Raw genomic sequence first — 25,443 nt, 5'->3', positions numbered from 1 at the left:
GGAGACCGGGGGCTGCGGACTGAGGGCTGGGGGCTGGGGCGCGGCCGACCGGGGCTACGGGAGACCGGCCGACGGCCGTCGTCCCGGTCGCCCCCGGGCTACGGAACAGCCCCCAGCTGCTCCAGGAACGGCTCCACCGCGGCCCGCCAGCCGTCCGGCTGGTCGTAGTGGACGAGGTGGCCCGCGTCCGCCACTTCCGCGTACTGGCCGCGGGGCAGGACCCGGACCATCTCCTGGGCCTCGGCGCGGCCCAGCTCCCCGTCGAGGCCGCGCAGCACCAGTGCGGGGCACTGGACCTGGGCCAGCTCCTCCCAGTGGGCGTCGAAGACCCAGGTGGCGCGGGTGCGGAGCATCTGCCGGCGGGAGAAGACGGGGCGCCAGCCGTCCTCCCGCTCGGCCATCACCTCCGCGTAGAACTCGCCGCGCGAGGGGTTCGGCCGCTCCACCCAGGGGTCGTCCTCGCCGAACCACTTCCGTACGTCGGCGAGGGTGGCGAAGGGCAGCGGCCAGGATGCGAACCAGTCGCTCCACTCGCGCTGGGAGGCCGCGCCGAGGGCGGAGGCCCGCATGTCGCAGACGACGAGGGCCCGGACCAGGTCGGGGCGCTTGGCGGCGAGCTGCCAGCCGGTGAGCGCTCCCATGGCGTGGCCGACGACGGTGACGGGGCCGAGCCCGAGCTGTTCGATCGCGGCCTCGGCGTCGGAGACGTAGGCGTCGCGGGTGTACGGGCCGTCGGAGGGCTTCTCGCTGCGGCCGTGGCCCCGCTGGTCGAGGCCGACCGCGCGGTGCCGTTCGGCCAGCCAGCGGGCGGTCGGGGCCCAGTGCGAGGCCCGGCCCATCAGCCCGTGCAGCAGTAAGACCCCGGGAGCACCGGCCGCTTCCGCGCGCTCCTTGGGCGGATCGGCGAACTCCCATGCCGCGAGGCGTACGCCGTCGGTCCCGGTCACATCGATGCGCCGCACCATAGTCCTGGCACCCCCTTCTGGTCCTCGATCACCGTGTGGTCGCGCCCCGCCAGGCTATCGAACTCTTATTCGAAAACGAGGTCCCGTCACCGAAGACCCCACGTTCGAGTGACACCCGTCAAGGATTGATGCCGACCGGCCTGGGGAGATCTTCAACGGGAGGCGGGCCGCTCGGGGACAGGGGCCCGCGGGAACTGACCTTGAGAGCTCGGGGCTCCGGGTCAGCACAGGGGAGGAACGGCCCCGGCGGCTACGGACGCCGGGGCCGCCCGCTGTCCGGGGGGCGTCCCCGACGCCTCCGACAACGATGGCAAGCCGCGGCGCGAACCGCCCCGCACCCGCCGGGATCAGGGCATTGCGCAGGGCATGGAGCAGCGCGCCGGGCACCGCGCGGTGCGCGTGGTGGTACGACGGGCGCATTCCCTGCTCCCTCCCCGACCGTGCCGGCCGGAGCCGGCCGACACCCTCAGGTCCTCTGCCTGGCCTCAGCCTGGCATGTGACGCGTCCGGCCGCTGCCATTCCGGACGGGAAATCGGCGCGCGCACATCACGGTTGTGTTGCCGCGGCCCGACGCGCCGCCGGGCGCCCGCCCGGCCCGGGAGGGGCGGACGCGCCCGTGCCGGGCGGGCGCCCGGCGGCGCCGGGTCAGCGCTTGGCGACGAAGACGTGCGACGCGACCTCGGAGTCCAGCTCGGCCGCCTCCCCGCTGGAGCCGACCAGCACCCCGCCGGGCGACTCCGTCACGCTGACGACGGACCCGGGCTGCACCCCGGCCCTGCGCAGCGTGTACATCAGCTGGGCGTCGGTCTGGATCGGCTCCCCGATCCGCCGCACCACCACGGTCTTGCCCTCGGCGCCCGGGTCCAGATCGGCCAGGCTCACCATGGAGGCGTCCAGGAACGGATCGGCCTCGGCCTTCTCGCCCAGCTCCTCCAGGCCCGGGATGGGGTTCCCGTACGGCGACTCCGTCGGGTGGCGCAGCAGCTCCAGCACCCGCCGCTCCACCGCCTCGCTCATCACGTGCTCCCAGCGGCAGGCCTCGGCGTGCACCTGCTCCCACTCCAGGCCGATGACGTCCACGAGCAGACACTCGGCGAGCCGGTGCTTGCGCATGACGCGGGTGGCGAGGCGGCGGCCCTCCTCGGTCAGCTCCAGATGGCGGTCCCCCGCGACCTGGACCAGTCCGTCGCGCTCCATGCGGGCCACCGTCTGGCTGACGGTCGGACCGCTCTGGTCCAGCCGTTCGGCGATGCGGGCGCGCATGGGGACCACGCCTTCCTCTTCCAGTTCGAGGATGGTGCGGAGATACATCTCCGTGGTGTCGATCAGTCCGGACATTCGTGCCCCTCGATGCTGTGACTAGAAAACGTCGTGCGATGGCCCTGCACCAATTCTGACGCATAGCGCCGACAACCGTGCCGCCCCGGTGCAAGTGCGTGCGGACGGGGTCCCGGGGCGCTATTGACAGCCCACTGGTCCAGACCGCAACGTGATCGGCGGCACCGGCATTCCCGCACCGCCGCACCCCCGTCGAAAGGGCTCCCCCGATGAGCGACAGCAAGCTGGCCGGTCAGTTCTTCGATGCGGCGATCGGCCTGCTGACGCGGGTGCGGGACGAGGAGTCGGACAGCATCGCCGCCGCCGGCGCAGCCGTCGCGGACACCGTCGCGTCGGGCGGCAGGCTTTTCGCCTTCGGCGCGGGCCACTCCTCGCTGGCCGCCCAGGACGTCGTCTACCGGGCGGGCGGGCTGGCGCTGATGAACCTGCTCACCGTGCCCGGCGCGGTGGGCGTGGACGTCATGCCCGCCACGCTCGGTTCGGCCCTGGAGCGGGTGGACGGGCTCGCCTCGGCCGTCCTGGACTCCAGCCCCGCCACCGCCGGGGACCTCCTGGTCATCGTCTCGCTGTCCGGGCGCAACGCCCTGCCGGTGGAGATGGCGCAGAACGCCCGCGCCCTCGGGCTGAAGGTCATCGGCCTCACCTCGGTCGCGTACGCGGAGAACACCCGCTCCCGGCACGCCTCGGGCGGCTTCCTGCGCGACCACTGCGATATCGTCCTGGACAGCAAGATCGCGATCGGCGACGCCGAGCTGACGGCCCCCGGCGTGGAGGCCCCGTTCGCCCCCGCATCGACCGTGGTGACCAGCGCGATCATGCAGGCGATGCTGGCCGCCGCCGTCGAGCAGCTGGTGGCCCGGGGCATCGAGCCGCCGATGCTGCGTTCGGGCAACGTCGACGGCGGCCACGAGTGGAACGGCCGGGTCATGACGGAGTACCGGGACCGGATCTTCTACCGCCACTGAGGAGTCCCCGCCCCTCGGGGAACGTGTTCACCGGCTCTCCGGGAGGGGCTCTCCCCTCGGAGGGCCGGCAGGGGTCGCAGGGCCGGAGTCGCTCAGAGGGCGGGTCGCACCGCCCGCGCCAGGTCGACGGCGCCCGCCACCCGGGCCGCGACCGTCTCCGCGTACGCCGTGTCGGGCCGTTCGAAGGCGGCCCGGTTCGCCGCGCGCAGGAACGTCAGCACGCCCAGGGTCCGCCCCCGGCTCCGGAGCACGGTGCACAGGGCGTGGGCCGCGTCCCCGGGCCAGCGGCGCTCGGTCGCCCAGGCCGCCGCTCCTCCCGAGGCCCCGGCGCCCGCGCTCGTACGGACCGAGCCGACGCGCTCGACGGCCTGGAGGGCCGGGTGTCCGGGGCCGTAGCGGACGGGGATCGAGCCGCCCGCGACCAGCAGGCACGGGCCGGGCCCGTCCAAGGGGGTTCCCGCGGTACGCACCAGGCGCCCGTCCGCCGTCGGATCGCCCGCCACCAGGTCGACCAGGACGTGATCGGCGAACCCGGCGAGCGCGAAGTCCAGCAGGGAGGTCGCCGCCTCCATCGGGTCCTCGCACTCGGAGGCCGTACGGGCTGCCCGGTGCAGCTGGCTCGTCCGGAACCGCAGCCGGTCGGCCTCCTGCTCGGCGAGCTTGGCGGCGGTGATGTCCCGGAACAGCCACCCCACCCCGAGCGGAACCGGTTCTTCAGTCAGCGGCGAGGCCAGCCGGAGGAACCCGCTGCGCCAGCACCGGCGGCGTTCGCCCTCCGCCGTCCGGAGGGTCACCCACAGCTCGGCGGGGGCGGTCGGGGCGCCTTCGGCGAGCACATGGTGCAGGGCGGCCTCCAGCTCCTCCACTCCCTGGACCACCAGTTCGCCGAGCGGACGGCCGAGGGGCGTGGTGCGGCCCCCGCCGAGCGCGCGGGCCGCGTACGCGTTGACGACCGTCGGGCGCAGGTCCACGTCGACGAGGACCACACCCCAGGACGCGTCCTCCAGCAGCGCCTCGCTCAGCGCGATGGCCCGCTCCAGGTCGACCTGGGCGTGCACCTCGCTGAACGCGCAGTAGACCCCGGCCGGCTTCCCGTCCGCGCCGCGCACCCCGGAGGACTGGGTCCGCACCAGCACCCGGCCGCCGTCCTTGCGCAGCAGCGCGAACTCGTGCACCTGCCGCCCGGGCGCGTCCATGGCCGACATCAGCCGGTCCCGCACCGCGTCCGCGTCGGCCCTGCGCACCGCCCAGCCCGCGAAGCCGGTCCGCCCCACGGCCTCCTGCGCCGTCCAGCCGAGGATGCGTTCGGCCTCGCGGTTCCAGTGGGTGACCGTGCCGGCCGCGTCGAACGCGCAGAGCGCGGCGTCCATGCCGTCGAGCAGGGCCGCCAGCAGTTCGGACCCGTCGGGTGCGCCGGGGACCGCGCGCCCGCCGGCCGGGGAGCCGGGGTCGGCGGAGCCACCGGGGGGCCCGCCGCCGGAATCCTCGTCCGGCCCGAGCTCGTCGGTGGTCCCGCTGCTGCTGAAAGCACCCACTCCGCACCCCCGCGACACGCGTCCGCCGTTTTCCCACGCGTCGCCGCGTGTGTTGCCGCACGTCAGACCATTGAACTCGAACGTGACCCAGCACACATCGACTTCGACGAAATCATTTCTTCCGCCGGTGGACTTCCGGCCGCTTCCCATCGACTTCGCGCCACCCGCCCGAACGAGGCCCGACCCACCGAGCGTTCCGCCCGGCCGGCGTCACCGACCGGGCGGGTGGACCGGCGGGGAAAAGTCGCCGGATAAATAACTTGAACCGTGATCCGGGACGCTCCTAGTCTGTGGGCACACAGGAAAGGAGGTGTTCCAGAAGTGATTTCTTCTCGGACTCGTGAGGTGGCTGCGGGCTGACGCCCGTCGTCGCACTCTTTCTGCAGTGCAGGCCGGACGCCGGCCAATCCCAAGCAGTCACCGACCCGCAGGCTCGCCGGTAAGTCCGGCCGGCTCCTCTGTGCACGGAGGATCCAGAGCCTGCGGGTTTCTGCGTTTTCCGACCGGGCACGCCGCTCGGGGCAGTCACGCCGTGCGTGAACGCCCCGCCGCGCACGGCGCGCGGATCACGGGCAGAGCCGCTCCACGCGCCACTGTCCGTCGCCCGGCCCGTCGCCCTCCCTCACGTACCGCAGCCGGTCGTGCAGCCGGTTCTCGTGGCCCTGCCAGAACTCGATCGTCTCGGGCACCACGCGGAAGCCGCCCCAGTGCGGCGGGGCCGGGACCTTCTCGCCCTCGGAGTAGCGGGCGGACAGCTCCTCGTAGCGGCGGACCAGCTCCTCGCGGGAGCCGACAACGGTGGACTGGGCGCTGGCCCACGCGCCGAGCTGGGAGCCGTGCGGGCGGGTGCGGAAGTAGGCCACGGTCTCCTCGCGGGAAGTGCGCAGGGCGGTGCCGGTGACGATGACCTGGCGGGCCATCGGGTGCCAGGGGAACAGCAGCGAGACATACGGGTTGGCGGCCAGCTCACGGCCCTTGCGGGAGTCGTAGTTGGTGAAGAAGACGAAGCCGCGCTCGTCGTACTGCTTGAGGAGCACGGTGCGCGAGGACGGGCGGCCGTCCGGGGCCGCGGTGGACACGATCATCGCGTTGGGTTCGTGCAGCACCCCGCCGACGGCGACCTGGCGGAACCAGCGGGCGAACTGGTCCATCGGGTCGGGGCTGAGGTCGCGCTCGGTGAAGTCCTCCGAGCGGTACTGCTCGCGCATCGCCGCCGGATCGGTGGTGCAATCGTCGGGGAGGGGTCCCGGAGAACCTTCTGGTGTGGGCACGGGCCCATCCTGCCGCAGTGGCGGAGTGTGCCCGGCCGGGAGGTCCCGTAACCACGCTCCGCCGAAAGGGAGCCCTGTGCCGGATGTCACGCTTCCCCGCTCCGTGGGAACCCGCCAAAATCTTGGGGCAGGCCCCTGTGGTCTTCGCACAGCGGCGGCCTCCCGGGTACACGCACGCGCCTCCGGGTACGTGCACACTCCGTACGCCACGGCCGCCGAACCGGGTCTGCCGCCCGCCCGCCGCCCGCCGAACTGAGGGAGCCGCCTGATGTCCGACTTCGTACCCGGTCTTGAGGGAGTCGTCGCGTTCGAAACGGAGATCGCCGAACCGGACAAGGAAGGCGGTTCGCTCCGTTACCGGGGGGTCGACATCGAGGACCTCGTCGGCCACGTCTCGTTCGGAAACGTGTGGGGCCTGCTGGTGGACGGGGCGTTCAACCCCGGGCTGCCGCCCGCCGAACCGTTCCCGCTCCCGGTGCACTCCGGTGACATCCGGGTCGACGTGCAGTCCGCGCTCGCGATGCTCGCCCCCGTCTGGGGCCTGAAACCGCTGCTGGACATCGACGAGGCGACCGCCCGCGACGACCTGGCGCGGGCGGCGGTGATGGCGCTGTCGTACGTCGCCCAGTCGGCGCGCGGCCAGGGGCTGCCGATGGTGCCCCAGAGCGAGATCGACAAGGCCCACTCGGTCGTCGAACGCTTCATGATCCGCTGGCGTGGTGAGCCGGACCCGAAGCATGTGAAGGCGGTCGACGCGTACTGGACGTCGGCGGCCGAGCACGGCATGAACGCCTCGACGTTCACGGCCCGGGTCATCGCCTCGACCGGCGCGGACGTGGCGGCGGCCCTGTCCGGTGCGGTGGGCGCGATGTCGGGCCCGCTGCACGGCGGCGCCCCGTCCCGGGTCCTCGGCATGATCGAGGAGATCGAGCGCACGGGCGACGCGACCGCGTACGTGAAGCAGGCCCTGGACCGGGGTGAGCGCCTGATGGGCTTCGGCCACCGCGTCTACCGCGCCGAGGACCCGCGCGCCCGCGTCCTGCGCCGCACGGCCCGCGAGCTGGCCGCGCCGCGCTTCGAGGTGGCGGAGGCCCTGGAGAAGGCGGCACTGGAGGAGCTGCACGCACGGCGTCCCGACCGCGTCCTGGCGACGAACGTGGAGTTCTGGGCGGCGATCGTGCTGGACTTCGCGGAGGTCCCGGCGCACATGTTCACGTCGATGTTCACGTGTGCCCGGACCGCCGGCTGGTCGGCGCACATCCTGGAGCAGAAGCGCACGGGCCGCCTGGTGCGCCCGTCGGCGACGTACGTGGGCCCGGGCACGCGGAACCCGCGCGAGATCGACGGGTACGAGGACATCGTCGCGGGCTGAGCCCGGGGCCGGGGGTGTTCCCGGGGCGGTGAACGTGCCGGTGCGGGGTAGGCGTACCGGCACGTTCCCGGCGCATTCCCGGCACGAGGAGGCAGACCATGAGCACGCCCCGCCCGTCCCTGACCCTGTCCAGCACGGTTCTCGACGCTCCGGACGCGGCGGAGCTGGCGGACTTCTACCGCCGCCTCCTGGGGTGGGAGACCGTCCAGGAGGAGCCCGGCTGGGTGAAGCTGCTGCCGCCCGGCGGCGGCTCGGGCCTGGGCTTCCAGACGGAGAAGGCGTACGTGCCCCCGGCCTGGCCCGCCTCCCCCGGCGACCAGCTGATCATGCTGCACCTGGACTTCGAGGTGGAGGACCTGGAGACGGCCGTGGCCCACGCGGTCGCGGAGGGCGCGACACCGGCGAACTTCCAGCCGCAGCACGACGTACGGGTGCTGTTCGACCCGGTGGGCCACCCGTTCTGCCTGTTCGTGAACGAACAGGCCCCGGGCGAACCCCCGGCGATCAGCCCCGAGTGGGTGGCGGAGCAGACGCGGGAGATCGCCGAGCAGGACCGGCTGACGATCCAGGAAGCGGTTGCCCCCGGCCCTGCCGGGGCGGCACGGCAGGCTGAGCCCGACACGGCGTCGTAGCCCGGGATCCCGCCGTGGACCTTCGGTCTCCGCTCTGCCGCCGCCGGCCCCGTCTGAAGGGTCAGGGGCGGTCGCCCCGGCGAACGGCGATGACGTTGTCGGTCACGGTCGCCGTCTCACCGCCGGGCCCGGTGGCGGTCCGCCGGGGCGCGTGGCACCGCTCGGTCCGCCATCCGTCGTCGAGTCGCAGGGAGGCGAGTACGTCGTCGGGGGCGGGGAACCGTACGTCCTCGTGGCCGTCCCGCCAGGACCAGGGGGCGAGCGAGGCGTGCTCGACCAGCACGAGCAGGCCGCCGGGGGCGACGGCCTCGGCGGCCCGCCGGAGCACCTGCTCGCGGGGGATCTCGACGGGGGTGTGGAAGTAGCCGGCCGTCACCAGACCGAAGGTCCCCTCGGGGAAGGTCCGGGCCAGATCGTGCCGGACCGGGCGGACGCGGTCGGCCAGCCCGGCCTCGGCGGCTCCGGCGGCGACCCGGCCCAGGGCGGTGGACGAGACGTCGACGGCGGTGACGTCCCAGCCGAGCGAGGCGAGCCAGAGCGCGTCGCCGCCGTGCCCGCAGCCCAGGTCCAGCGCCCGTGCGCCGCCGTCTCCGCCGCCCGGCCCGGGGGCCAGGGCGGTGACGACCTCGGCGAGGACCGCGTTGGGGCGGGTGCCCCACCGGGGGTCGACGCCGGCGTAGTGGTTCTCCCAGAAGGCGGCGGAGTCGGTGGCGCCGGCGGCCTCGGTGGTGGCGCCGGAATCGGCGGTGTCGCTGCTCATGGCTGGTCCCTTCCTGCCGGTGGGGCCGCCCCGGACGAGCCGCCCCGCTGGACAGGAAGGTGCGCCCCGGCCTGCCTCCCTTGCAAGCTCCCATGCCGTTTCGGCAACCTGGCGGGTATGGCAACCGAGGAAGACGCAGCGGGGCGGGCCCCGCGGGGCGCCGGGACCACCAAGGACGGCGTCCTGGCCGCGGTGGGCCCCCGCCTCCGCGAACTGCGGCGCAGGCACGGAATGACCCTCGCCGAACTGGCCGAGCGGACCGGGATCAGCGAGAGCACCCTGTCCCGCCTGGAGGGCGGCACGCGCAAGCCGACGCTGGAGTTGCTGCTGCCGCTGGCGGAGGTCCACGCCGTACCGCTGGACGAACTGGTCGGCGCACCCCGCACGGGCGACCCGCGCATCCACCTCCGCCCGGTCACCCGCGATGGCCTCACCTACGTGCCGCTCAGCCGCCCGGGCGGCGTCCAGGCCCACAAGCTGCTGATCCCGCCGGGCCCGGACACCGAGCCGACCCTGCGGACCCACGAGGGCTTCGAGTGGCTGTACGTGCTGGCGGGCCGCCTACGCCTGATCCTGGGCGAACGCACGCTGGTCCTGAAGCCGGGCGAGGCCGCCGAGTTCGACACCCACGTACCGCACTGGCTCGGCCCCGACAACGACCGGACGGTCGAACTCCTGGTCCTCTTCGGCCACCAGGGCGAACGGGCCCACCTGAGGGCCCACCAGGGCCGGGAGCGGGGACCGGCGTGACGTGTCCGGGGCGAAGACGCCTCGGGATGACGGGGCCCGGGGCGATGGCGGATGCGCCCCCAGGCCTTGGATCCCGTCAGCGGGTCACGCCCGGCCGGGCCGGACGAGGTTGCCGGGGTCGCGGAGCCAGACCTGTTGTCCCCGGTCGGTCACGGTCAGCCCGAACTGCCCGGCGTCGGGCCGTCCCACCGCCTCGTACTCCCACCAGACCTGCTCGATCTCCTCCCACAGGAACCCGGGCCCGCAGAGCCCGGGGCGCAGGGCGGGGGCCGGAAAATCCGCGTGCTCCGGCGGCGGAGCCGCGTTACCGTCGTCCGTATGAACGTCACCGGCCCACGCACCACCGCGACCGCGCGAGCGACCAGCTCGCCGGTTGCCGCCGTCTGACCTTCTCCCTCCCCCCGGCGACCGGAAACGGTCCGTCGGCAGTGCCGTGGAGCCTCTGGCCCCGGCCGGGTGACCGAGCGGGTCCCGTTCTCCGGCGCCTTCCCGTCGTCACGTGAAGGAGCCACCCCCATGCGCACGGACCAACTGGTCAGCACGTTCGTCGAGTACTACGAGGAGCGCGGCCATCGCCGCATCACCGGCTCGACCCTGCTGCCGCCCGACGGTGACCCCGTACTCTTCACCACCTCCGGCATGCACCCGCTCACGCCGTACCTGGAGGGCCGCCCCCACCCGCTGGGCCGGCGGCTCGTGAACGTACAGCGCTGTCTGCGCACCACGGACCTGGACGAGGTCGGGGACGCCACCCACCTGACGGTCTTCGAAATGCTCGGCACCTGGTCGCTGGGCGACTACGGCGGCCCGCGCAGCCTCGACTGGGGGTACGGGCTGCTCACCGAGGGCCTGGGCGTCGATCCCGGTCTGCTGTACGCCACCGCCTTCGGCGGTGACGGCCGTACGGGTCCGGACACCGCCTCCGTCGAGCTGTGGCAGGGACTCGGCGTCCCCGTGGAACTCACCGTGGAGGACAACTGGTGGCCCAACGACTCGGCCGGCCCCTGTGGCCCCGACTCGGAGATCTTCCTGTGGACCGGCGAAGGCCCGCCGCGGTCGACGCCCACCCGCGACGACCGCTGGGTCGAGGTGTGGAACCACGTCACGATGACCCACCGACGGCTCGACGACGGCTCCCTCGTCCCGCTCCCCCGGCGCAACGTCGACACCGGCCTCGGCCTGGAGCGGCTGGCCTCCCTCCTCCAGGGCGAGTCGTCCGTCTTCGCCTGCGACGTCTTCGACCCCTGGCGCCGCCTGGTGCCCGCCCGGTGGCCGCTGGACGAACCTTCCCTGCGCCTGGTCTGCGACCACCTGCGCTCGGCCGTCGTGGTCCTCGGCGACGGCGTACGCCCGGCCAACACCGGGCGGGGCTATGTGCTGCGCCGACTGGTGCGCCGGGTACTGACCGTGCTGTGGCGCGATGACCCCTCGCGCGGCGTCGGGGACCTGCCGGTGGAACTGGTCGAGCACACCCTGGACCACTTCCGGCAGGACCTGCGGCCGGACGACGTGCTCCGGATGCTGATCGAAGAGGAACACCGGTTCCGCGGGCTTCTGGAGCGCGGCCGAGGGGTGCTCGCCAAGCCCAGGTTCCGAGGCACGCTGTCCGAGGAGGACCTCCGCTACCTCCACGACACCCACGGGCTGCCCCGGGAGCTGGTCCTGAGCCTGCGCGAGGAGTGAGCAAGTTGCTTGCTCTGCTCCGCCCCGCCCCGGCCCAACCCCCGGGCAGGGCGAGGCCCTTGCTCCTCCCGCGGCCGATCCCGCCGCACGGCCCACGCGGTTCGTGTCGTGCCGTCAGTGTCCCTTGCGGCGCTCCACGTCGAAGCGCCACAGCACCCGCACCAGACGCCACACTCCGGCCGCAGCTCCGGTCAGGGCCCCTGCGGTCCGTACGCCTTCGGACGCCGCGTCGGAGAGGTCGAAGACCAGGGTGAGGGCCAGCGGGACAGCGAAGACCGCCGCGGCGAGGGCGACGGCCGTCACCAGGGCGAAGCCGATCTCCACCGTCATCGCGTCCTTCTCCCACCGCGACTCACGTCCCCTGTCCATGCGGGAATCCTCGCAGCACCACCGGGATCCGGACAGAACGCTCGCTACGCCTCGACCGGTGCGGCCGTCCTGGCGGCCCGCTCGATCCTCGCGCGGTAGGCCGCCCTGGCCTCCTCGTCGATGCGCTGCTCGTGCTCGGGGCGTGCCCCGGTCCGGCCGTCGATGCCCTCGCGCAGGATGTCGGCGTGCCCGGCGTGCCGGTTGGTCTCGCCGAGCACGTGGACCAGGACGACGAACAGGTTCGTGTCTCCGTGGGGGGCCGGCCACCACGGGACGTGGCCCGGGGCGTCGAGGGGAAGCTCGTCGATCGTCGCGTCCGCGTGGGCCCAGGTGCGCCGGCAGAACCCGATGATCTGCTCGCGGGTCTCGTCCTCGGCCGCCCACTGGTCGCTGCCGTCGTGGTCCTGCCACCGGGACAGCGGTTCCGGGGACGGGCGGCCGAAGACCTCGCCGAAGTACCTGGCCTCCACGGTGGCCACGTGTTTGACCAGGCCGAGGAGGTTGGTCCCGGTCGCGGTCAGGGGCCGGCGGGCGTCGTACTCGGACAGGTCGTCGATCTTCCAGAGCAGCGCCGCGCGGTCCCGCCGCAGCCTCCCGTGCAGGTGGTCCTTCGCGTATTCCTCGATCATGGGGCGCGAGCCTGCCACCGGCCGACCGTGCTTTCAAGATCCCTCAGGGCCCCTCGAACGACGGTCGGGGCCGAGACCGGCCCCGGCCTCCGCCCTGACCTGCTGGGGGGAGCCCGTCCGACGAGCAGTGCGGCCGTCGTCCTCCCCGTGAACGCCCGGACCCGGTCCGGACGGGCTCACATCCGCTTGAGCCCGATGTACTGGAGGGCGGCGAAGCCGCCGACGGTCAGGCTCTGCAGCACGATCCAGACCGTGCCGGCGCCGGTGGGGGACAGCGCGCCGGATACCGCCACCACCAGGCTGGCCACGACCCACACCAGGTTCGCCACGACGACCGCAGCCAGTCCGGTGCGGTTGATCTCCGTCCGCGTCCCGACGGCGAGCACGCCCAGCGAGTAGAGGACCAGGAAGGCCCCGACCGGGTACTGGACCGCCGTCGTCACGCCGAAGAAGGAGTCGAGCACCGTGGCGAGCGCCAGATAGGCGATGCCGTTGAGGCCGGTGACCACCGCGTCCAGCTTGAGCGCCAGCCTCGCGAACCCGTCGGATCCCGCCGCCCCCGCGTAGGAGCCCACCGCGTCGTACCGCGTCGAAGTCATTGCCGTCTTCCTCTCGTGCACCAGGGAGTTGCCCGGATGGAAGCGACCCCGTCGTGGGGTCTCCGAACAACGCCGAAGGTAGGCGGCCCTCCCGGAGTGCCTCAATTACCTCCGAGGTAATCGGCCCACCGGCGGGACCTGCCCGCGGCTGCGACCCGGGGCGCGGTGCCCGCCGGGCCGGAGTCCCGGGTGCCGGCGGGCCCGGAGCGTCAAGAGGTTCGAGGCGTCGTTCCCGGACCGCCGTCGCCCTCGACGTCGGCCGCACCGGTCTTCTCCCGCATCTTGCGCACCAGTTCCGCCTTCTGGTCCGCCGCGCTCCGGCGGTCGAGGTTGCGGTGGGGTCCGTTGTTCTGCCGTTCGGCGCGGGACTGCCGCTTGCGCTGGCCGCCCCCCTGGCCCACGGGGTTGTTGATGTTCTTGCTCACGGTCACGGGTTCTCCCGGTGGTCAGGTGAAGGGGTGGAAGGGACAGGCGGTGATCCACGGATTCTCGCCGGTGGGGGACGGGCGGCGACGTCGGCAGGACGTCAGCGGCGGCCCATCACGCGCTCGCGCGTCAATCGGCGGCTGGAATGACGAAGACGTTACCCGGTTCCGTCACCCCCGCACACCGGGCGTTCCGTGCGACGACTGCCGCACCTCCTCCGCATGTAAGGTATGCAGATGACCAATGACCCTTACGAACTCTCCGTCGAGCTGCCCACCGTCGAGACCTATCTGCGGTTGCGGCCCGCGGCGGGACTGAGCGCGATGCCCGCCGAGGGCGCGGTGCTGGGCCTGCCGAACACCTGGCACGCGGTCCAGGTCCGCCACGACGGTGAACCGGTCGGTATGGGGCGGGTGATCGGCGACGGCGGTTGCTTCTTCCAGGTCGTCGACATCTGCGTCCTCCCCGGCCACCAGGGCCGTGGCCTCGGGAAGCGGATCATGGCGGAGCTGATCGGCGAACTGGAGCGCCGGGCCCCGGCCGGCGCCTACGTCTCCCTCATCGCCGACGGGGACGCCCGGCACCTGTACCGGAAGTTCGGCTTCCGCGAGACCGCACCCGCCTCGGTGGGCATGCACCGCACGGTGTGAACGAGGCGGTGGCGTTCGGCGGGAGGATCAGGAAGGCTGGCCCGCATGGTTTCGGTGGTGCAGAACGTGGCGATCGACTGTGCGGATGCCTACGGGCTGGCCCGGTTCTGGAGCGGTGTGACCGGGCGTCCGCTGCACCCGGAGGACCGGCCCGGCGTCCGGGAGGCGCAGGTGCTGCTCGCGGAGGGCCCGGTGCTGTACTTCAACCAGGTGCCCGAGGCCAAGACGGTCAAGAACAGACTCCATCTGTGCCTGCGGCCGGAGACCTCGCGCGATCAGGAGGTGGACCGGCTGCTGGAGCTCGGCGCCACGTTCGTCGGTGATCACCGGAATGCCGACGGTTCGGGCTGGGCGATCCTCGCCGACCCCGAAGGCAACGAGTTCTGCGTCCTGCGGAGCGCGTCCGACCGGGCCGCCACGGATTCCTGACGCCTCCGCCGCCCGGCCCGGACGACGCCCGGGGCCGACGACGCCCGGTGTCATCGGCGAGGATGGCCGGATGAGTCAGGAATCCGAAGACGTGAACGCGGCGATCGCCGGCGAGTTGAGGTTGATGGACCCCGCCGTCCGCGCCTCCCGGTCCCTCGCCGGGGCGCTGCTCGACCCGGAGTTCGTCGAGGTCGGGGCCTCCGGCAGACGGTGGACGTACGAGGAGATGCTCAGCGCGCTGCCCGGCCTGGACGGCGGGGGCGCGGACCGTCCGCGCCACGAGCCGTCCGACATGGCCGGGGAGGTGCTGGGGCCCGGACTGGTGCACCTCACGTACGAGACCGTGCTCGACGGCGCACGGGCCCGCCGGAGTTCGCTGTGGCGCAGGCGGGCCGGGGAGACGGCGTGGCGGATGTACTACCACCAGGCGACGCCCGTGCCGGCCGGTGCGGGCTCCCCGGACCGCACCCCGCCCGCCCCCGACGGCCCGGCCTGACCCCGCCCCCGGCAGGGCCGTGCCGCCCGACCGCCCCAAAGCCCCGTACGGCTTACCGCCCCAGCCCCTCCTCCACCAGCGCCGCCCACTGCGCCACCACGCGCTCCCGGCGGGCCGTGTCGTCGGTGAGGACGTTGGCGAGGCCCAGGCCGCGGGCCATGTCCAGGAGGCCCTGGACCGTCTCCCGGGTGCCCGGGCGGGACTCGTCCGCGCCGAGGAGTTCCACCGCGATGCGGTGGGTCTCGCGGCCCACCCGCGCCTCCAGTTCCGTCACGCGCGGGCGGAGCTGCGCCTCGTTGGAGGCGGCCACCCAGAGCTGGAGCGCAGCCCGGAACAGCGGACCCGTGTACAGGTCGACCAGGGCCGCCACCACCTCGGCGCGGCCCTGCACGGGGAGCGCGCGCAGGGCGGCCGAGCGCTCCTCGGCGACGTACTCCACCGCGCCGGTGAACAGGTCCTCGCGGGTGGGGAAGTGGTGCTGGGCCGCGCCCCGCGAGACGCCGGCCCGTTCGGCGACGACGGAGACGGTGGAGCCCGCCCAGCCGTGTTCGGCCAGGCAGGCCACCGCCGCCTCCAGGAGCCGCTGCCGGGTCGCCCGGCTGCGGTCCTGCTTGGGCGTGTGGGCGGATTTCACAGGGCTGGAAGGTGGTGTCACCGCACCCATGCCGGGTCCCGTCGTTCGAGGAAGGCCGTCATCCCCTCCTTCGCCTCGTCGGAGGCGAACAACGCTGCGGAGCGGACGACGAGGTCTTCGGCGTACTGGTCGAAGCCCCTCAGCACCGTAGCCGTGACCAGCTTTTTCGACGCGGCCAGCCCCTGCGGGGAGGCCCGGCGCAGGCCGTCCAGGACGGGGGCGAGGGCCTGGTCGACGTTCTCGGCGGCCTCCGTGACCAGCGAGATCCTCGCCGCCTCCGCCGCGTCGAAGCGCTCACCGGTGAGGTAGTAGCGGTTCGCCGCCGCGCGGTCCACGCGCGGGAGCAGGGTCAGGGAGATCACCGCCGGAGCCAGGCCCAGGCGGGACTCCGTCAGGGCGAAGGACGCCCCCTCGCCCGCCACCGCGATGTCGCACGCCGCCAACAGGCCCAGGCCGCCCGCCCGGACATGGCCCGTCACCCGGGCCACCACCGGTTTCGGCAGCGCCACGATCTGGCGCATCAGGGCCACGAACGCCGCCGGATCCGGCGGCGCCTTGAGATCCGCCCCGGCGCAGAACGTCGAGCCCGTGTGGGTCAGCAGCACCGCCCGCACGGTGTCGTCGCCGGCACAGTCCGCCAGGGCGTCGCGCACCTGCGCCACCAGCCGCGCCGACAGCGCGTTGCGGTTGGCCGGGGAGTCCAGGGTCAGGGTCGCGACGCCCCGCTCCTCCGTCCGTACGATCAGGGTCACTTCTCCTCCGATGTTCCCGAATGATCCGTCTTCTCCCGGTCGCGCAGCTCGCGCCGGAGGATCTTCCCGGACGCCGCCCGGGGCACCGCCTCGATGAACTCGGCCCGCCGCACCTTCTTGTACGGGGAGACGCGTTCGGCGACGTACGCCATCACCTCGTCCTCCGTGAGCGCGTCCGCCCCGGGGCCGCGGACCAGGAACGCCTTCGGGACCTCGTTGCCCTCCGCGTCGTACACCCCGATCACCGCCGCGTCCGCGACCTCCTCGTGGGTGAGGAGCAGTGCCTCCAGCTCGGCCGGGGCGACCTGGTAGCCCTTGTACTTGATCAGCTCCTTCACCCGGTCGACGACGTACAGCCAGCCGTCCTCGTCCACCCGGCCGACATCGCCCGTGTGCACCCAGCCGTCGTCGTCGATCATCGCGGCCGTGGCGTCGGAGCGGCCCAGGTAGCCCTTCATCACCTGCGGGCCCCGGATCAGGATCTCGCCGTCCGCCCCCCGCGCCGCGTCCTGCGCCGGGTCCTCCAACGAGACGATCCGCATCTCGGTGCCCGGCAGCAGCTTGCCGACCGTCCCCGGCGGCGGGTGCTCGACGGAGAGCGGCACCACGTGCGTCCCCGGCGACAGCTCCGTCATGCCGTAGGCCTGCCGTACCGCGGGGACTCCGAGGCGGGCGGAGCACGCCGCCGCCAGCTCGGCGTCCAGCGGGGCCGCCGCGCTCACGACGTACTGGACCGAGGACAGGTCGTACTCCGCCACCAAGGGGTGCTTCGCCAGCGCCAGCACGATCGGCGGGGCCACGTACAGACCGGAGATGCGGTGCGTCTGGATGGCCTCCAGGAACTGCGCCAGGTCGAAGCGGGGCAGGACGACGACCGTCGAGCCGCAGCGCAGCGGGACGTTCATCAGGGCGGTCAGACCGTAGATGTGGAAGAAGGGGAGGACGGCCAGGATGCGGTCGCCCTCGCCCATGGGGATGAACGGTCTGAGCTGCTCCAGGTTGGTCGCGATCGACCGGTGCGTCAGCATCACGCCCTTGGGCGTGCCCGTCGTGCCGGAGCTGTACGGGAGGGCCGCCACGTCCTCGCCGGGGTCGATCGTGATCTCCGGTTCGGGGGCGGTGGAGGAGAGCATGTCCTGGATGGAGGTGTGCCCCTCCGCCCGGTCGCAGACGTAGATCTCCCGCACCCCGCCGGTCAGTTCGGCCGCGCGGCGGGCCGTCGGCAGGAGCGGGGAGACCGTGACGATCCACTTCGCCCCGCTGTCGGCGAGCTGTTTGGCGAACTCCTCGGGGGTGGCCAGCGGGTGGACGGTGGTGACGGAGGCGCCGGCGCGGGTGGCCCCGTAGAAGACCGCCGGGTAGGCGATGGTGTTCGGGCTGTGCAGGGCGAGGACGTCGCCCTTCCGCAGCCCCGCCCCGGCGAGCGCGGCGGCGATCCGCCGGTGGAAACCGTCGAGTTGGGCGTACGTGAGGGAGGCCCCGTTCGTGCCGTCGATCAGGGCGACGGTGTCGCCGAACCCGGCGGCCCCGCCGAGGACCGCGTCGTGGATGGGCGTGTCGAGGGCCGGTACGTCTGCGTACTCGCTGCGGAACACCATGGCGGTCCCCTGTCGTCGCGGTGGACCGCGCCGCCCGGGTGGCGGCGCGGGACGCCGTGCGGGTGTGGAGGGTCAGAATCACCCCTGTGGGAGAGGGATGGGGAGAGGTCGGACACGTTTCTCTCCGGCCGGGGCGGGCCGGGGCCGGACACTCCCCAGGTCCTGTCGTCGGACTGCCGTCGTCGTCCGAAGGGCGGGCGGCAGTCCGACGACAGGCCTAGTACGACTTCGGCAGGCCCAGCGTCTGGTGCGAGACGTAGTTGAGGATCATCTCGCGGCTGACCGGGGCGATCCGGGCCACCCGCGACGCGGTGATCAGGGACGCGAGCCCGTACTCCCGGGTGAGGCCGTTGCCGCCCAGGGTGTGCACGGCCTGGTCGACCGCCTTGACGCACGCCTCCCCGGCCGCGTACTTGGCCATGTTGGCCGCCTCGCCCGCCCCGATGTCGTCGCCCTCGTCGTACAGCCGGGCCGCCTTCTGCATCATCAGGCGGGCCAGCTCCAGGTCGATGTGCGCGGTGGCGAGCGGGTGGGCGATGGCCTGGTGGGAGCCGATGGGGGCCTTCCAGACCTGGCGGGTACGGGCGTACTCCACGGCCCTGCCGAGGGCGAAGCGGCCCATGCCGATGCCGAACGCGGCCGTCATGATCCGTTCCGGGTTGAGCCCCGCGAAGAGTTGGAGCAGGCCCGCGTCCTCGTCGCCGACCAGGGCCTCGGCCGGCAGCCGTACGTCGTCGAGGACCAGCTCGAACTGCTTCTCGGGGGCGTGGAGTTCCAAGTCGATCCGGTTCCGCCCGAAGCCTTCCGCGTCGCGCGGGACGATGAACAGGCAGGGCTTCAGCTTCCCGGAGCGGGCGTCCTCGGTGCGGCCGACGATCAGCGTCGCGTCGGCTATGTCGACGCCGGAGACGAAGACCTTGCGGCCGGTGAGGAGCCAGTCGTCGCCGTCGCGCCGGGCGGTGGTGGTGATGCGGTGGGAGTTGGATCCGGCGTCGGGCTCGGTGATGCCGAAGGCCATGGTGAGGCTGCCGTCCGCGAGGCCCGGGAGCCATGTCCGCTTCTGCTGGTCCGTGCCGAAGCGGGCGATGACCGTGCCGCAGATCGCCGGGGACACGATCATCATCAGGAGGGGCGAACCGGCCGCCCCCAGCTCCTCCAGCACGATGGAGAGCTCCGCCATGCCCCCGCCGCCTCCCCCGTACTCCTCGGGGAGGTTGACCCCGAGGTAGCCGAGCTTGGCGGCCTCCGCCCACAGCTCGTCGGTGTGGTTGCCCTCGCGGACGACGGTGGTCATGTACGCGCGCCCGTAGCGCTTGCCGAGGGCGGCGACGGCGGCGCGCAGGGCCTGGTGCTCCTCGGTTTCGAGGACGGTGCGTGCGGTGCTCATGCGGTCTCCTCCGGTACGGGAACGGTTGCGGGGGTGGCGGCCGGGTCCTCCTGGACCACGGCGAGCAGCGCGCCGACCTCGACCTGGTGGCCGGGGGCGGCGTGCAGGGCGGCGAGGGTGCCGGAGGCGGGGGCGAGGATGCGGTGCTCCATCTTCATCGCCTCCAGCCAGATCAGCGGCTGCCCGGCCTCGACGGCGACGCCGGCGGCCAGGCCCTCGGCGAGGCGGACGACGGTGCCGGGCATCGGGGCGAGCAGGGAGCCGGGGGCGGTGTGCGTGGCGGGGTCGGTGAAGCGGGGCAGGGCGGTGAAGGTGTGGGAGGCGTCGGTGGCGTCCACGTGGACCCGGTCGCCGTGGGCGGTGACGGCGAAGTGCCGTGTCACGCCATCGACTTCGAGCGTGACCCGGTCGGGGGCGGCGGCCACGACCCGGACGCCGGGCGCGTCGTGCGGCTGCGGGACCCCGGTGCGCGGGGTGTGGTGGGCGACCTCGTGCACGACCCCGTCCGGTTCGCCGCGGTAGCGCTTGACCTGGGGCTGCGAGGGCACGTTGCGCCAGGCGCCGAGGCGGGCGGGGACGGGGCCGCCGGGAGCCGCGGTGCCGCGTACGGCCGAGGCCAGGGCCGCGGCGAGGGCGGCGGTGGCGGGGTCGCCGGCTCCCGGGGCGGTCAGCTCGCCCAGGTGCCGGTCGTAGAACCCGGTGTCCGGGCGGGCCGCCGCGAAGTCCGGGTGGCGCAGGGACCGTACGAGCAGGTCGCGGTTGGTGACCGGGCCGTGGACGCGGGCCCGCTCCAGCGCGCGGGCCAGCAGGCGGACGGCCTCGGGGCGGGTCGGGGCGTGGGCGATCACCTTGGCGAGCATCGGGTCGTAGTGCACGCCGATGGTGTCGCCGCCGGTGTACCCGGTGTCCAGGCGCAGGCCGGGGCCCTCCGGCACCTGAAGGGCGTGCAGCTCACCGGTCTGCGGCTGCCAGTCGCGGGCCGGGTCCTCGGCGTAGAGCCGGGCCTCCACCGCGTGGCCGGACGGCTGCGGGGGCTCGGGGGCCGGCAGCGGTTCGCCTTCCGCCACCCGTAGTTGCAGGGCGACGAGGTCGAGCCCGAACACGGCTTCTGTCACCGGGTGTTCGACCTGGAGCCGGGTGTTCATCTCCAGGAAGTACGGGCGGCCCTCGGCGGAGACCAGGAACTCCACGGTGCCCGCGCCCCGGTAGCCGACCGCCCGCGCCGCCGCCACGGCCGCCTCGTGGAGCCGGGTGCGCAGGGCACCGTCCAGGCCCGGGGCGGGGGCCTCCTCGATGACCTTCTGGTGGCGGCGCTGGAGCGAGCAGTCCCGGGTGCCGAGCGCCCACACGGTGTCGTGGTCGTCCGCCATCACCTGGACCTCGACGTGCCGGCCGCGCTCCACGTACGGCTCGGCGAAGACCTCGCCGTCCCCGAAGGCGGAAGCGGCCTCGGCGGCGGCGGCCAGCAGTTCGCCCGGCAGCGCGTCGAGTTCGCGGACGATCCGCATGCCGCGTCCACCACCGCCCGCCGCCGCCTTCAGCAGCAGCGGAAGGTCGCCGGGGCCCGCCGTCGCCGGGTCCACGGGGGCCAGCAGCGGCACCCCCGCCCCGGCCATCAGCTCCTTGGCCCGGGTCTTGGACGCCATCAGCTCGATCGCCTTCACCGGCGGGCCCACCCACACCAGGCCCGCGTCCTGCACGGCGGCGGCGAAGGCGGCGTTCTCGGAGAGGAAGCCGTAGCCGGGGTGCACGGCGTCCGCCCCGGCGGCCAGCGCGGCGGCCACGACGAGATCGCCGCGCAGATAGGTGTCGCCGGGGGCCGCGCCCGGCAGCCGTACGGCGAGGTCGGCCTCCCGTACGTGGAGGGCCCCGGCGTCCGCGTCGGAGTACACGGCGACCGTGGTGATGCCCAGGTCGCGGCAGGTGCGGAAGATGCGGCAGGCGATCTCGCCCCGGTTGGCGACGAGCAGGGTCTGGATCACGTCACTCCTCATGGGCGGGGTCACATCCGGAAGACGCCGAAGCCGCCGCGGGCGCCCTCGACCGGTGCGGTGTGGATCGCGGACAGGCACATGCCGAGGACGGTCCGGGTGTCGCGCGGGTCGATCACCCCGTCGTCGTACAGCCGCCCGGACAGGAACATCGGCAGCGACTCGGCCTCGATCTGCTGCTCCACCATCGCCCGCAGCCCGGCGTCCGCCTCGTCGTCGTACGGCTGCCCCTTCGCGGCGGCGGAGGCGCGGGCGACGATGGACAGGACCCCGGCGAGCTGCTGCGGGCCCATCACGGCGGACTTGCTGCTCGGCCAGGCGAAGAGGAAGCGCGGGTCGTAGGCGCGGCCGCACATGCCGTAGTGCCCGGCCCCGTAGGACGCGCCCATCAGGACCGACAGATGCGGGACCTTGGAGTTCGCCACCGCGTTGATCATCATCGCGCCGTGCTTGATGATGCCGCCCTGCTCGTACTCCTTGCCGACCATGTAGCCGGTGGTGTTGTGGAGGAAGAGGAGGGGGATGTCGCGCTGGTTGGCGAGCTGGATGAACTGCGCCGCCTTCTGTGACTCCTCGCTGAACAGCACGCCCTGCGCGTTGGCGAGGATGCCGACCGGATAGCCGTGCAGCCGCGCCCAGCCGGTGGCCAGGCTCGGCCCGTACAGCGGCTTGAAGGCGTCGAAGTCCGAGCCGTCGACCAGGCGGGCGATGACCTCCAGCGGGTCGAAGGGGGCCTTCAGATCGCCCGGCACGATGCCGAGCAGCTCGTCCTCGTCGTACTTCGGCGGCTCGGCGGGGCCGGGATCGGTGTGCGCCTTGCGCCGGTTGAGCCGGGCGACGATCCGGCGGGCCTGGCGGATCGCGTCGTGCTCGTCCACGGCGAAGTGGTCGGCGAGCCCCGAGGTGCGGGCGTGCATCTCGGCCCCGCCGAGGGACTCGTCGTCGCTCTCCTCACCGGTGGCCATCTTCACCAGGGGCGGCCCGCCGAGGAAGACCTTGGACCGCTCCTTGATCATCACGGTGTGGTCGGACATGCCGGGGACGTACGCGCCCCCGGCCGTCGAGTTGCCGAACACGACGGCGACGGTGGGGATTCCGGCGGCGGAGAGCCGGGTGAGGTCCCGGAAGAGGGCTCCGCCCGGGATGAAGATCTCCTTCTGGGAGGGCAGGTCGGCCCCGCCCGACTCCACCAGGCTGATGACGGGGAGCCGGTTGGCGAAGGCGATCTCGTTGGCGCGCAGGGCCTTCTTCAGCGTCCACGGGTTCGAGGCGCCGCCGCGCACGGTCGGGTCGTTGGCGGTGATCAGGCATTCGACGCCCTCGACCACCCCGATCCCCGTGACGAGGGAGGCGCCGACCGCGTAGTCGCTGCCCCAGGCGGCCAGCGGCGACAGCTCCAGGAACGGGGTGTCGGGGTCGACGAGCAGCTCGATCCGCTCGCGGGCGGGGAGCTTGCCGCGCTTGCGGTGCCGGGTCACGTACTTCTCGCCGCCGCCCGCGAGGGCCTTGGCGTGCTCGGTCTCCAGCTCGGCGATCCTCGCCAGCGCGGTGGCCCGGTGGGCCGTGTAATCGGGGCCCTTGGTGTCGAGCTTGGTGGGCAGGACGGTCATGCGGTCACCTCCGGGAGGGGGACGCCCGCCAGCAGCGGTACGGGGACGGCGAGCGACCGGGACCGCAGCCACTCCCCCAGCGCCTTGGCCTGCGGGTCGAACCGGGCCTGCGCGGCGACGCCCTCGCCGAGGAGGCCGTGCACGGTGAAGTTCAGGGCGCGCAGGCCCGGCAGCACATGGCGTACGACGGTCAGGGCGGCGGTCTCCGGGAGGAGCTCCTTCAGCCGCTCCACGGTCAGCTCGTGCGCCAGCCACCGCCAGGCGTCGTCGTCGCGCACCCAGACGCCCACGTTGGCGTCGCCGCCCTTGTCGCCGCTGCGGGCGCCCGCGACCAGACCGAGGGGAGCGCTGCGGGTGGGGGTGCCGGAGGGGTAGGGCTCGGGCAGCGGCGCATCCTCGACCTCGGCCAACTCCCGGGTCCGCCCGGCCGGCTCGATCACCTCCCGCGTTCCGTCCGGCAGCACCGCGAGGTGCTCGACCTCCGCCGCCGGTACGGGCCTGGCCTCGAACACCCCGTAGGGCGCGCCCTTTCCGGGCGGGGCGGTGACGTGGAAGCCCGGGTAGCTGCCGAGGGCCAGCTCGACGGCGGCCCCGGAGACGGTGCGGCCGACCGCGTCGGCGTCCTGGTCGCGGACGACGAGCCGGAGCAGGGCGCTGGCCCGCTCCTCGGTGCCGGCGTCGGCGCGGTCGGTCCGGGCCAGCTCCCACCGCACTTCGGCCGGCGGGCGCCCGCCGGCCTGCGCCAGGGCGTCGGTGAACTGGTCCTTCACCAGGTCCGCCTTGGCCTCGATGTCCAGGCCGGTGAGGACGAAGACGACCTCGTTGCGCCAGCCGCCGAGCCGGGTGAGCCCCGCCTTGAGGGTGGGCGGCGGGGCCTCGCCGCGTACGCCGTCGACGCGGACCCGGTCCGGGCCGTCCGGGGTCAGCCTCACGGTGTCGAGGCGGGCGGTGACGTCGGGGCCCGCGTACCGGGCTCCGCCGGTCTCGTAGAGGAGTTGGGCGGTGACGGTGCCGATGTCGACGACCCCGCCCGTACCGGCGTGCTTGGTGATGACCGAGGAGCCGTCCGCGTGGATCTCGGCGAGCGGGAAGCCCGGGCGGCGCAGGAGGCGGGCGTCGTGCTCGCGGAAGAAGGCGTAGTTCCCGCCGGTCGCCTGCGTACCGCACTCCAGGACGTGCCCGGCGACCACGGCGCCCGCGAGCGCGTCCAGGTCGTCCGGGCCCCAGCCGAAGTGGGCGGCGGCGGGCCCGGTGACGAGGGCCGCGTCGGTGACCCGGCCGGTGACGACGACGTCGGCCCCGGCCCGCAGGCAGGCGGCGATCCCGGCGCCGCCGAGGTAGGCGTTGGCGGTGAGGTAGCCGTCCGGGACGGGCAGGCTGTCGCCCTCGACGTGGGCGACGGTGGCGGGCACCCCGGTCTTCTCGGCCAACATCCGGACGGCGTCGGCGAGTCCGGCCGGGTTGAGGCCGCCCGCGTTGGCGACGATCTTCACCCCGCGTTCGTGGGCGAGGCCGAGGCCCTCCTCCAACTGGCGCAGGAAGGTGGTGGCGTAGCCCTTGCCCGGGTCCTTGAGGCGGCTGCGGCCGAGGATCAGCATGGTCAGCTCGGCGAGGTAGTCGCCGGTGAGGACGTCGAGGGGGCCGCCGGTGAGCATCTCGCGCAGCGCGTCGAAGCGGTCGCCGTAGAAGCCGGAGGCGTTGCCGATCCGGAGCGGGGCGGGGGCGGCGTTCACCGGTGGCCGCCCTGTTCCGCGCGCGGCAGCCGGCCCGGTCCCGGCGGTCCGGCGAAGGCCTGGGCGATGGAGAGCCACTGGTCGGCCTCGCGGCCCTCGGCGGTGACCGCGAGGTCGGAGCGGTGGGCGCGCTGGGTGACCAGGAGGCAGAAGTCGAGGAGCGGGCCGGTGATCCGCTGGGCGGCGCCCTCGGGCCCGTAGGCGATCATCTCGCCGTCCGCCGTGTGGAGTTCGACGCGGAACTCCTCCTCGGGCGCGGCGATCCCACGTACCCCGTAGGCGTAGTCGCGGGCCCGGACGCCGATCCGCGCCACGTGCCGGAGCCGGGCGGTGGGGGTCCGGGTCACGCCGAGGGCGTCGGCGATGTCCTGGCCGTGGGCCCAGGTCTCCATGAGCCGGGCGGTCGCCATGGACGCGACGCTCATCGGCGGCCCGTACCAGGGGATCCGGGTGCCGTCCGGGGCGTCCCGCAGCACCTTGTGGAGCCGTTGCCGCCCCTCCCGCCAGCGGGCGAGCAGGGCGTCCGGGGCATGGGCGGCCACCAGGGCCTCGGCGGCCTCGTCCACGAAGGTCTCGGGTGCGGCCAGGGCCTCGGCCACCTCGTCCCCGAATTGGTCCGGCTCGGTGGCCGCCAGCAGCGCGACCCCGTCGGTCCAGCTGAGGTGGGCGATCTGGTGGGCCACGGTCCACCGCTCGGCGGGTGTCGGCCCGCGCCAGCCGGGCTCGTCCAACGCCCCGACCAGGGCGTCGAGTTCGTCGCTCTCTTCGCGCAGATCGTCGATCACGGCTGTGACAGCGGACACGTGCGCTCCCCTCGGGACCGGGTGTGGTGCCCAGGAGCATGGCAGCGGGCCGAGAAACAATCAAG

Annotated in this window: 25 protein-coding genes and 1 pseudogene; 8 read left to right on the top strand and 18 right to left on the bottom strand. The window is 73.6% G+C overall.

The annotated features are described in order from the left end of the window. Positions 1-98 precede the first annotated feature (98 nt). Together DTB53_RS15900 and DTB53_RS15895 are read right to left on the bottom strand one after the other, a co-directional pair. Positions 99-965: an alpha/beta fold hydrolase gene (locus DTB53_RS15900; RefSeq protein ID WP_012379625.1), complete on the bottom strand. Its 867-nt coding sequence runs from the start codon at positions 963-965 to the stop codon at positions 99-101. Between the two features lie 646 nt (positions 966-1,611). Beyond that, a complete protein-coding gene (locus DTB53_RS15895) occupies positions 1,612-2,304 on the bottom strand; it encodes an iron-dependent transcriptional repressor DtxR (RefSeq protein ID WP_003967172.1) in 693 nt (230 codons plus the stop codon). A gap of 209 nt (positions 2,305-2,513) precedes the next feature. Between DTB53_RS15895 and DTB53_RS15890 the strand changes: the two genes are divergently transcribed. Further along, complete coding sequence (locus DTB53_RS15890) at positions 2,514-3,269, top strand: SIS domain-containing protein (protein WP_003967173.1); 756 nt, start codon at positions 2,514-2,516, stop codon at positions 3,267-3,269. Positions 3,270-3,361: 92 nt separating this feature from the next. Here the strand turns inward: DTB53_RS15890 and DTB53_RS15885 are convergent, their stop codons facing one another. Next, entirely contained in the window at positions 3,362-4,804 is a 1,443-nt protein-coding gene (locus tag DTB53_RS15885) for a PAS domain-containing protein (RefSeq protein ID WP_012379626.1), read from the bottom strand. A 566-nt stretch (positions 4,805-5,370) separates the two neighbouring features. Further along, positions 5,371-6,012 carry a pyridoxamine 5'-phosphate oxidase gene (gene pdxH, locus DTB53_RS15880; RefSeq protein ID WP_012379627.1) on the bottom strand — a complete coding sequence of 214 codons (642 nt, stop codon included), beginning with the start codon at positions 6,010-6,012 and terminating at the stop codon, positions 5,371-5,373. Positions 6,013-6,343: 331 nt separating this feature from the next. Here pdxH and DTB53_RS15875 point away from each other — a divergent pair, with 331 nt between their 5' ends. Together DTB53_RS15875 and DTB53_RS15870 are read left to right on the top strand one after the other, a co-directional pair. Continuing rightward, entirely contained in the window at positions 6,344-7,447 is a 1,104-nt protein-coding gene (locus DTB53_RS15875; protein WP_003967176.1) for a citrate synthase 2, read from the top strand. A 98-nt stretch (positions 7,448-7,545) separates the two neighbouring features. Further along, positions 7,546-8,079, top strand: coding sequence for a VOC family protein (locus DTB53_RS15870; RefSeq protein WP_012379628.1), 534 nt, complete (start codon positions 7,546-7,548; stop codon positions 8,077-8,079). A 61-nt stretch (positions 8,080-8,140) separates the two neighbouring features. Here DTB53_RS15870 and DTB53_RS15865 read toward each other — a convergent pair whose 3' ends face one another. After that, on the bottom strand, positions 8,141-8,839 hold the full coding sequence (locus DTB53_RS15865) for a class I SAM-dependent methyltransferase (RefSeq protein WP_012379629.1): 699 nt from the start codon (positions 8,837-8,839) through the stop codon (positions 8,141-8,143). 117 nt (positions 8,840-8,956) lie between these two features. On the opposite strand from DTB53_RS15865, the gene DTB53_RS15860 reads away from it, so the two are divergent. Beyond that, positions 8,957-9,589, top strand: coding sequence for a helix-turn-helix domain-containing protein (locus DTB53_RS15860; protein WP_003967179.1), 633 nt, complete (start codon positions 8,957-8,959; stop codon positions 9,587-9,589). Positions 9,590-9,673: 84 nt separating this feature from the next. Here DTB53_RS15860 and DTB53_RS15855 read toward each other — a convergent pair. Next, a pseudogene (locus tag DTB53_RS15855) lies at positions 9,674-9,832 on the bottom strand (methyltransferase domain-containing protein); the annotation flags it as partial. A 273-nt stretch (positions 9,833-10,105) separates the two neighbouring features. Between DTB53_RS15855 and DTB53_RS15850 the strand changes: the two are divergent. Beyond that, a complete protein-coding gene (locus DTB53_RS15850) occupies positions 10,106-11,272 on the top strand; it encodes an alanine--tRNA ligase-related protein (RefSeq protein WP_012379631.1) in 1,167 nt (388 codons plus the stop codon). A gap of 114 nt (positions 11,273-11,386) precedes the next feature. Here DTB53_RS15850 and DTB53_RS15845 read toward each other — a convergent pair whose 3' ends face one another. The 4 genes from DTB53_RS15845 to DTB53_RS15830 form a co-directional block, all read right to left on the bottom strand. After that, positions 11,387-11,641 carry a DUF6332 family protein gene (locus tag DTB53_RS15845; protein ID WP_012379632.1) on the bottom strand — a complete coding sequence of 85 codons (255 nt, stop codon included), beginning with the start codon at positions 11,639-11,641 and terminating at the stop codon, positions 11,387-11,389. 44 nt (positions 11,642-11,685) lie between these two features. After that, positions 11,686-12,270: a DinB family protein gene (locus DTB53_RS15840; protein WP_042496455.1), complete on the bottom strand. Its 585-nt coding sequence runs from the start codon at positions 12,268-12,270 to the stop codon at positions 11,686-11,688. Between the two features lie 176 nt (positions 12,271-12,446). Further along, complete coding sequence (locus DTB53_RS15835; RefSeq protein WP_042496459.1) at positions 12,447-12,869, bottom strand: hypothetical protein; 423 nt, start codon at positions 12,867-12,869, stop codon at positions 12,447-12,449. A gap of 209 nt (positions 12,870-13,078) precedes the next feature. Then, positions 13,079-13,300 carry a DUF6243 family protein gene (locus DTB53_RS15830; RefSeq protein WP_003967188.1) on the bottom strand — a complete coding sequence of 74 codons (222 nt, stop codon included), beginning with the start codon at positions 13,298-13,300 and terminating at the stop codon, positions 13,079-13,081. Between the two features lie 225 nt (positions 13,301-13,525). On the opposite strand from DTB53_RS15830, the gene DTB53_RS15825 reads away from it, so the two are divergent. From DTB53_RS15825 to DTB53_RS15815, 3 genes are all read left to right on the top strand, one after another. Further along, positions 13,526-13,945, top strand: a complete 420-nt coding sequence (locus tag DTB53_RS15825; protein WP_012379635.1) for a GNAT family N-acetyltransferase — start codon at positions 13,526-13,528, stop codon at positions 13,943-13,945. Between the two features lie 45 nt (positions 13,946-13,990). Further along, positions 13,991-14,374: a VOC family protein gene (locus tag DTB53_RS15820; protein WP_003967190.1), complete on the top strand. Its 384-nt coding sequence runs from the start codon at positions 13,991-13,993 to the stop codon at positions 14,372-14,374. Positions 14,375-14,444: 70 nt separating this feature from the next. Next, positions 14,445-14,870: a nuclear transport factor 2 family protein gene (locus DTB53_RS15815; protein WP_012379636.1), complete on the top strand. Its 426-nt coding sequence runs from the start codon at positions 14,445-14,447 to the stop codon at positions 14,868-14,870. Positions 14,871-14,922: 52 nt separating this feature from the next. Here DTB53_RS15815 and DTB53_RS15810 read toward each other — a convergent pair whose 3' ends face one another. The 8 genes from DTB53_RS15810 to DTB53_RS15775 form a co-directional block, all read right to left on the bottom strand. Then, the gene (locus DTB53_RS15810; protein WP_003967192.1) at positions 14,923-15,534 is read right to left on the bottom strand and encodes a TetR/AcrR family transcriptional regulator; all 612 of its coding nucleotides are present in this window, start codon (positions 15,532-15,534) and stop codon (positions 14,923-14,925) included. After that, the gene (locus DTB53_RS15805; RefSeq protein ID WP_012379638.1) at positions 15,522-16,256 is read right to left on the bottom strand and encodes an enoyl-CoA hydratase family protein; all 735 of its coding nucleotides are present in this window, start codon (positions 16,254-16,256) and stop codon (positions 15,522-15,524) included. The genes DTB53_RS15810 and DTB53_RS15805 overlap by 13 nt, the downstream gene beginning before the upstream one ends. Then, positions 16,253-17,854, bottom strand: coding sequence for a 4-coumarate--CoA ligase family protein (locus DTB53_RS15800; RefSeq protein ID WP_012379639.1), 1,602 nt, complete (start codon positions 17,852-17,854; stop codon positions 16,253-16,255). Before DTB53_RS15800 ends, DTB53_RS15805 begins: the two co-directional genes overlap by 4 nt. A 217-nt stretch (positions 17,855-18,071) precedes the next feature. Then, positions 18,072-19,241 carry an acyl-CoA dehydrogenase family protein gene (locus DTB53_RS15795; RefSeq protein ID WP_012379640.1) on the bottom strand — a complete coding sequence of 390 codons (1,170 nt, stop codon included), beginning with the start codon at positions 19,239-19,241 and terminating at the stop codon, positions 18,072-18,074. Then, positions 19,238-21,235: an ATP-binding protein gene (locus DTB53_RS15790; protein ID WP_012379641.1), complete on the bottom strand. Its 1,998-nt coding sequence runs from the start codon at positions 21,233-21,235 to the stop codon at positions 19,238-19,240. The genes DTB53_RS15795 and DTB53_RS15790 overlap by 4 nt, the downstream gene beginning before the upstream one ends. A gap of 8 nt (positions 21,236-21,243) precedes the next feature. Beyond that, positions 21,244-22,842, bottom strand: coding sequence for an acyl-CoA carboxylase subunit beta (locus tag DTB53_RS15785; RefSeq protein ID WP_012379642.1), 1,599 nt, complete (start codon positions 22,840-22,842; stop codon positions 21,244-21,246). Then, complete coding sequence (locus DTB53_RS15780) at positions 22,839-24,575, bottom strand: acyclic terpene utilization AtuA family protein (protein ID WP_012379643.1); 1,737 nt, start codon at positions 24,573-24,575, stop codon at positions 22,839-22,841. Before DTB53_RS15780 ends, DTB53_RS15785 begins: the two co-directional genes overlap by 4 nt. After that, entirely contained in the window at positions 24,572-25,378 is an 807-nt protein-coding gene (locus DTB53_RS15775) for a TIGR03084 family metal-binding protein (protein ID WP_012379644.1), read from the bottom strand. Before DTB53_RS15775 ends, DTB53_RS15780 begins: the two co-directional genes overlap by 4 nt. Between the last annotated feature and the right edge of the window lie 65 nt (positions 25,379-25,443).

The organism is Streptomyces griseus (genome assembly GCF_900460065.1).
GTDB classification, from domain to species: Bacteria; Actinomycetota; Actinomycetes; order Streptomycetales; family Streptomycetaceae; genus Streptomyces; species Streptomyces griseus.
This window is presented reverse-complemented; position numbering and strand designations above follow the sequence as displayed.